At 56.6% G+C, this 7,000-nt stretch carries 6 protein-coding genes and 1 pseudogene; 6 read left to right on the forward strand and 1 reads right to left on the reverse strand.

Annotation, left to right across the window (positions count from 1 at the left end):
* The first annotated feature begins 40 nt into the window (after nt 1-40).
* The 6 genes from LC354_RS08000 to LC354_RS08025 all read left to right on the forward strand — a co-directional run bounded on the left by LC354_RS08000 (nt 41) and on the right by LC354_RS08025 (nt 6,423).
* Nucleotides 41-1,345, forward strand: a complete 1,305-nt coding sequence (locus LC354_RS08000) for an ABC transporter substrate-binding protein (RefSeq protein WP_223422733.1) — start codon at nt 41-43, stop codon at nt 1,343-1,345.
* A 130-nt stretch (nt 1,346-1,475) separates the two neighbouring features.
* Nucleotides 1,476-2,342, forward strand: coding sequence for a carbohydrate ABC transporter permease (locus LC354_RS08005; protein ID WP_223422735.1), 867 nt, complete (start codon nt 1,476-1,478; stop codon nt 2,340-2,342).
* A gap of 13 nt (nt 2,343-2,355) precedes the next feature.
* Nucleotides 2,356-3,186 carry a carbohydrate ABC transporter permease gene (locus tag LC354_RS08010; RefSeq protein ID WP_223422737.1) on the forward strand — a complete coding sequence of 277 codons (831 nt, stop codon included), beginning with the start codon at nt 2,356-2,358 and terminating at the stop codon, nt 3,184-3,186.
* Nucleotides 3,186-4,190 carry an ABC transporter ATP-binding protein gene (locus LC354_RS08015; protein WP_223422739.1) on the forward strand — a complete coding sequence of 335 codons (1,005 nt, stop codon included), beginning with the start codon at nt 3,186-3,188 and terminating at the stop codon, nt 4,188-4,190. The genes LC354_RS08010 and LC354_RS08015 overlap by 1 nt, the downstream gene beginning before the upstream one ends.
* Nucleotides 4,187-4,960, forward strand: a complete 774-nt coding sequence (locus LC354_RS08020; protein WP_223422741.1) for an L-iditol 2-dehydrogenase — start codon at nt 4,187-4,189, stop codon at nt 4,958-4,960. Before LC354_RS08015 ends, LC354_RS08020 begins: the two co-directional genes overlap by 4 nt.
* Entirely contained in the window at nt 4,960-6,423 is a 1,464-nt protein-coding gene (locus LC354_RS08025) for a mannitol dehydrogenase family protein (RefSeq protein WP_223422742.1), read from the forward strand. The genes LC354_RS08020 and LC354_RS08025 overlap by 1 nt, the downstream gene beginning before the upstream one ends.
* A 311-nt stretch (nt 6,424-6,734) precedes the next feature.
* Here LC354_RS08025 and LC354_RS08030 read toward each other — a convergent pair.
* A pseudogene (locus LC354_RS08030) lies at nt 6,735-7,000 on the reverse strand (VOC family protein); the annotation flags it as partial.

Genomic DNA, 7,000 nt, shown 5'->3' on the forward strand with positions numbered 1-7,000 from the left:
GTCCGTCAATTTGAACGCGTGTAAAAAACGGGAGGACACGATGTCTATTAAGAACGCACTACTCACCAGTGTTGTCGGCTTTGGCCTGACTGCTGGGATCGCCGCAGCGCAAAGCACGATCACAATCGCCACAGTGAACAACGGCGATATGATCCGCATGCAAGGCTACACTGACACATTCACCGAACAAACCGGCATCAACGTCGAGTGGGTGACACTTGAAGAAAACGTGCTGCGCCAGCGTGTGACAACGGACATCACCACCAAAGGTGGCCAGTTCGACATCATGACAATCGGCATGTACGAAACACCCATCTGGGGTGCAAACGGCTGGCTCGTCCCACTCGACGACCTGTCGGAAGAATACAATGTTGCTGACATTCTGCCGGCGATGGCAGGTGGTCTGAGCCATGAGGGAACGCTTTACGCGGCACCATTCTATGGTGAAAGCTCCATGATCATGTATCGCACGGACCTGATGGAAGCCGCTGGCCTTGAAATGCCAACTGCGCCAACATGGGAATTCATCGCCGAAGCTGCGGCTGCGATGACCGACCGTGAAAACGAGATCAACGGTATCTGCCTGCGCGGCAAGGCCGGCTGGGGCGAAGGTGGTGCGTTCATCACAACGATGTCCAACTCCTTCGGTGCGCGCTGGTTCGACATGGACTGGAACCCACAGTTCGATACAGAAGCATGGGCCAACACCCTGAACTTCTACAAGAGCATGATGGACGCATCCGGCCCAGCGGGTTACGCGACAAACGGTTTCAACGAAAACCTGTCGCTGTTCAACCAAGGCAAGTGCGGCATGTGGATCGACGCGACTGTTGCTGCGTCTTTCGTCACGGGCGACGACTCGACTGTTGCGGACCACGTGGGCTTTGCACTGGCACCCGACACCGGCTTGGGCAAACGCTCCAACTGGCTGTGGGCCTGGGCTCTGGCCGTTCCTGCAGGCACACAGCAAGAAGCTGAAGCCAAGCAGTTCATCGAATGGGCAACAAGCACCGACTACATCGATTTGGTCGCTGCAAATGAAGGTTGGGCCAACGTGCCTCCGGGTGCGCGTAAATCGCTGTACGAGAACCCAGAGTACCTGAAGGTTCCATTCGCTCAGATGACACTGGACTCGATCCTGTCCGCTGACCCGAGCAACCCAACGGTTGATCCGGTGCCCTATGTTGGTATCCAGTTTGCGGCCATCCCAGAGTTTGCAGGCATGGCAACAGAAGTCAGCCAGGAATTCTCGGCTGCCTATGCAGGTCAGCAGACCGTCGAAGAAGCGCTGGCGAAAGCACAAGACATCGCCAATGAAGTTATGGAAGGCGCCGGCTACAAATAAGCCGCGCTCCCAAATCAGAGGGCGGTATACGTCGCCCTCTGATCTTTCTTCCCCCAACCTCACCTAGATTTAACCATCGCCGAAAACAGGGCCGAAACCGGCTGCCTGTTCACAAAGGAGATGACTCAAGATGGCAACCAAAGCTTCCCGATCTGCAGCACGCCTGATGATGGCGCCCGCTGTCGTCCTGCTGCTCGGCTGGATGCTGGTCCCTCTCACGATGACACTGTGGTTTTCTTTCCGGACATACCTGCCGCTGCGTGGCGGTGACCAGGGCTGGACCGGATTTGACAACTATGTGCGCTTTGTGACGTCCAGTTCATTCTGGCCCGCTGTATCAACGACTCTGATCATTCTGATCGGTGTTCTCGTTATCACAATCGCACTGGGTGTCTTGCTCGCGATTTTGCTGGACCAACCCATGTGGGGACAAGGCGTTGTTCGTATCCTCGTCATTGCTCCATTCTTTGTCATGCCAACCGTTTCGGCTCTGGTTTGGAAGAACATCTTCATGGATCCGACAAACGGCTTGTTTGCCCATTTATGGAAGTTCTTTGGTGCTGAACCCGTCAGTTGGCTGTCCGATGCCGCAATCCCGTCGCTGATCCTGATTGTCTCGTGGCAATGGCTGCCTTTTGCGACATTGATCCTGCTGACCGCCATCCAGTCGCTGGACAGTGAACAGCTTGAAGCTGCCGAAATGGACGGAGCCTCGCCGCTGGCACGCTTTGGGTTCATCACGCTGCCGCACCTGAGCCGCGCGATTACCATCGTGGTTCTGATCCAAACGATTTTCTTGCTCGCGATCTTTGCCGAGATTTTCGTAACCACCGGCGGCGCCTTTGGCACCCGAACCCTGTCGTACCTGATCTTCCAGCGTGTTCTGGAAAGCCAGAACATCGGACTTGGGTCTGCGGGCGGTGTCTATGCCATCATACTTGCCAATATCGTTGCGATCTTCCTGATGCGCATCGTCGGCAAAAACCTGGACAACTGAGGGAGGACGAAACATGGCACGTGCAATTACGACAAATCGCAAAGCGGTCAACACCGCACTCGCTTGGGCAATCGGTCTGCTGATCTTCTTCCCAATCCTTTGGACCATGCTGACCAGCTTCAAAACCGAAGCACAGGCAATCAATGATCCACCTCTGTTCCTGTTCTTTGACTGGACCACTGAGAACTATTCCACCGTCATGGAGCGCTCCAACTACGGACGTTTCCTTTGGAACTCAATTTTCATCGCCGGGGGCTCTACCATCCTCGGGATCATCATTGCGATCCCGGCGGCGTGGTCCATGGCCTTTGTGCCCTCACGCAGGACCAAAGACATCCTCCTCTGGATGCTCTCGACCAAGATGCTGCCGGCAGTAGGTGTTCTCTATCCAATCTACCTGCTGTTCATTAATCTGGGCTTGTTGGACAACGTGTTCGGACTGACCTTTATCATAATGCTGATAAACCTGCCGATCATCGTCTGGATGCTGTACACGTACTTCCGCGAAATTCCCGGAGAGATCCTGGAAGCGGCGCGGATGGACGGAGCAACGTTGAAGTCCGAGATCCTTTACGTCCTCACACCAATGGCCATTCCAGGCATCGCTTCGACCTTGCTCTTGAACTTTATCCTGGCATGGAACGAAGCCTTCTGGACCCTCAACCTGACCGCGGCAAAAGCGGCGCCGTTGACGGCCTTCATCGCAAGCTACTCAAGCCCTGAGGGCTTGTTCTACGCAAAACTCAGTGCGGCCTCGACAATGGCCATCGCACCAATCCTGATCTTGGGTTGGTTCTCACAGAAACAGCTCGTTCGGGGCCTTACATTCGGAGCGGTAAAATAATGGGACAGATTACCCTTAACCAAGTCACCAAAAGCTTTGGCGAAACCCAGGTCATTCCACCTCTGGACCTTGAGATCAACGAAGGCGAGTTCGTCGTCTTTGTTGGCCCCTCGGGGTGCGGTAAATCCACGCTGTTGCGCTTGATTGCCGGGTTGGAAGACACGACCTCCGGGCATATCAATATCAACGGCAACGATGCGACCGATCTGCCGCCTGCGAAACGCAGTCTGGCGATGGTGTTCCAATCCTATGCGCTTTATCCGCACATGTCGGTCCGCAAGAACATCGCCTTTCCGATGCGGATGGCCGGGATGGACCAAGCGACACAGGATGCCAAGATTGAAGCCGCTGCAAAGGCGCTCAACCTGACGGACTATCTTGATCGCAAACCCGGGCAGCTTTCGGGTGGTCAGCGTCAACGTGTGGCCATCGGCCGTGCGATTGTCCGCGAGCCTGCTGCGTTCCTGTTTGACGAGCCTTTGTCAAACCTCGATGCAGCGTTGCGGGTCGGCATGCGTCTTGAAATCATGGAGCTGCATGAAAAGCTGAAGACCACGATGATCTATGTGACTCATGATCAGGTCGAAGCGATGACGATGGCTGACAAGATCGTCGTCTTGCAGGCCGGTGTGATCGAACAGGTGGGCTCACCGCTTGAGCTTTATCACACACCGCGCAACAAATTTGTCGCGGGGTTCATCGGCTCACCAAAGATGAACCTCATCGATGGTTCCGAAGCGCAAAAGCACGATGCCGCGACAATCGGTATCCGACCCGAGCATGTCAGCGTCTCCAGCACCGAAGGGACGTGGAAAGGCCGTGTGGGCGTGGCCGAGCATCTTGGCTCTGACACCTTCATCCACGTGCATGACACCGGTCTGATGGACATGATGACCGTGCGCATCACCGGCGATATCCAGGTCAAACATGGTGACGATATCTATCTGACCCCATCTATGGATCAGATGCACCGTTTTGATGAGCACGGACTGCGCATCGCATGAAACGGCTCAGCGGAAAATCGGCGCTGATCACAGGCGCCGCCCGCGGAATCGGTTACGGTTTCGCGGGCGCCTTCCTCGCCGAAGGGGCGACTGTGGCCATTGCAGACATCAACTTTGATGCAGCAAAACAGGCCGCCGAGACCTTGGGCGATAGCGCTTACGCCGTGCAGATTGACGTGAGCGATCAAGACAGCATCGATGCGGCCGTTGCGGCCGTCGTCGATCAGACCGGCAAGCTGGATATTCTGGTCAACAATGCGGCGCTTTTTGACGCCGCAGAAACGGTCGACATCACCCGCGCCAGCTTTGACAAACTCTATGCGGTGAACGTCGCGGGGACGCTCTTTACCATGCAAGCCGCTGCAAAGCAGATGATTGCGCAGGGACATGGCGGCAAGATCATCAATATGGCAAGCCAGGCCGGACGGCGCGGCGAGAGCCTCGTACTGGTCTATTGCTCGACCAAGGCGGCTGTCATTTCGATGACCCAGTCGGCGGGCCTGAATCTGATCAAACACGGCATCAACGTCAACGCAATTGCCCCGGGTGTGGTTGACGGGGAACATTGGGAACATGTCGACGCCATGTTCGCCAAACTCGAAGGCAAGAAACCCGGTCAGAAAAAAGCGGAAGTTGCCGCAGGCGTTCCTGCGGGGCGCTTTGCAGTGCCCGAAGACCTCAACGGGATGGCGGTTTTCCTCGCATCACCGGACTCGAATTATATCGTATCGCAGACGTATAACGTCGATGGCGGACAATGGATGAGCTGATGACCCTGAATTTGGAGAATATCGCGAAGCTGCCAGACAATGTGCGCAGACCCTCTTATGAGCGCAGCGACCTGTCAGCAGGTATCGTTCATATCGGCCTCGGTAACTTTCACCGGGCTCATCAGGCATGGTATCTGCACCGCCTCATGGATCAGGGGCTGGCGAAGGATTGGGCCATTCTGGGGGCGGGTGTGCGCGCGGCCGACGCGGGACAGCGGGACAAACTGCTGGCCCAGGACTGTCTGACCACACTGATCGAGCTTGACCCGTCGGGCATGTCTGCCGAAGTGACGGGGGCGATGATCGGTTTCGTTCCGGTGGCCGAAGACAATGCGCCGCTGATCGCTCATATGGCGGAACCTGCCATTCGTATCGTCGCGCTGACCGTCACCGAAGGAGGCTATTACGTGGCCGCAGATGGCAGTTTTGACGCCCAAAACGCGGATATGCAATATGACGCGGCGCATCCCGACACGCCCCGGACGGCATTTGGGGCGATCATCGCAGCCCTGAAAATACGCCGGTCTCAGGGCTCCGGCCCCTTTACCTGCCAAAGCTGCGACAACCTGCAAGGCAACGGCGATATCCTGCGCCAGACGGTGCTGGAACTGGCCAGGCTCTCTGACCCGGACCTGGCGGACTGGATCGATGACACCGTGACCTTCCCGAACTCCATGGTCGATTGCATCGTTCCGGCGACAGGGCCCACGGAATTGGCGCTGGTCAGGACATTCGGCATCGAAGACAACGCGCCGGTCACGCACGAAAACTTTCGCCAATGGGTGATCGAGGACAAGTTTTGCGCCGGACGCCCCGATTGGAACAAGGTTGGCGCGACGTTCACGGACGACGTCCACACATATGAAGCGATGAAGCTGCGCATGCTCAACGCAGGCCATCAAATCATTGCGACACCGGGTGAACTGCTGAGTGTCGAGACCATTGCAGGCACGATGGCGAACCCGCTGATCCGGGACATGTTCCTCAAGATCGAAACCACTGAGATCGCGCCCCATGTGGACGCCGTCCCCGGCATGACACCTCTCGCCTACGTGGATTTGATCGCTGGCCGGTTTGCGAACCCCGAAATACGCGACACCACCCGGCGCGTGGCGTTCGACGGATCATCGCGCCACCCCGGCTTTTTGCATCCGATCATTCGCGACGCACTGGCAGCCGGAACACCGATCGAAGGCTTGGCTCTGATCGAGGCACTCTGGGCACGCATGTGTTTTGGGACCCGCGAAGATGGATCGGAAATCACACCGAATGACCCCTATTGGGACAGCCTGTCAGCGCAAGCCATCACGGCAAAAATCGATCCTAAGGTATGGATCGCACAAGACAAGATCTATGGTGACCTTGGACAAAATGCGCGTTTTGCCGCCTGTTTCGAGCAGTGGCTTCGTTTGGTTTGGGATGAGGGAACAGAAGCAGCGATCCGCACCTATCTTAAGCGGTAGTCGACTTACTCGTTTCCGTCCGCATCCCAAAAACGAATTGCGTTGCCGGTCGAAATAATGATCTCCGGGTCAAAATGAGCAAAGCCGCCAGCTGTGCGGACGGGACCCGCATGTCGTGTTCGTTCAGCTTGGGGCGTGACTGTCCTGACGGTATCGCTTCGCCCTCCATTGTCGTGCAAGGGTACGCTGCGCCCCTCCGTGACGAACTTGTCCCCTCTCACACATCCCCTGGATGTGCTGCGGGCCAGTGCATCAGTCTTCCTTTCAATCCCGAAAAAAGGATCTCCCCGTCAAAACGTGGGATCAAACACCTAAGCGGTCTTTGCCTGCGAAGGTACCCACGCATAGCCGTTTTCGCATAGGATATATGCCTCGCGCAGACCATGGGGTTTGTTGGTCGGCTCTTGCAGTATCGTGCCGCCATGGGCTTCAGCGCGGGCCACAGCGTCCTCCGGGTCCGTGTCGTAAAGTCTGATTTCAATGCCGCCGCCCCGGGGCGGGATTGAGCAACCCCACGTCTGGAAATTCGGATTTGGCATGATCACGCATCCTGGCATTCCCATTTGATATAGGCCTT

The organism is Tateyamaria pelophila (genome assembly GCF_019966495.1).
Classification (GTDB): domain Bacteria; phylum Pseudomonadota; class Alphaproteobacteria; order Rhodobacterales; family Rhodobacteraceae; genus Tateyamaria; species Tateyamaria pelophila.

What these genes read in the sequence shown, in the direction of transcription:
- LC354_RS08000 (WP_223422733.1), top strand. Translation starts at nt 41, where the DNA reads ATGTCTATTAAGAACGCACTACTCACCAGTGTTGTCGGCTTTGGCCTG.
- LC354_RS08005 (WP_223422735.1), top strand. Translation starts at nt 1,476, where the DNA reads ATGGCAACCAAAGCTTCCCGATCTGCAGCACGCCTGATGATGGCGCCC.
- LC354_RS08010 (WP_223422737.1), top strand. Translation starts at nt 2,356, where the DNA reads ATGGCACGTGCAATTACGACAAATCGCAAAGCGGTCAACACCGCACTC.
- LC354_RS08015 (WP_223422739.1), top strand. Translation starts at nt 3,186, where the DNA reads ATGGGACAGATTACCCTTAACCAAGTCACCAAAAGCTTTGGCGAAACC.
- LC354_RS08020 (WP_223422741.1), top strand. Translation starts at nt 4,187, where the DNA reads ATGAAACGGCTCAGCGGAAAATCGGCGCTGATCACAGGCGCCGCCCGC.
- LC354_RS08025 (WP_223422742.1), top strand. Translation starts at nt 4,960, where the DNA reads ATGACCCTGAATTTGGAGAATATCGCGAAGCTGCCAGACAATGTGCGC.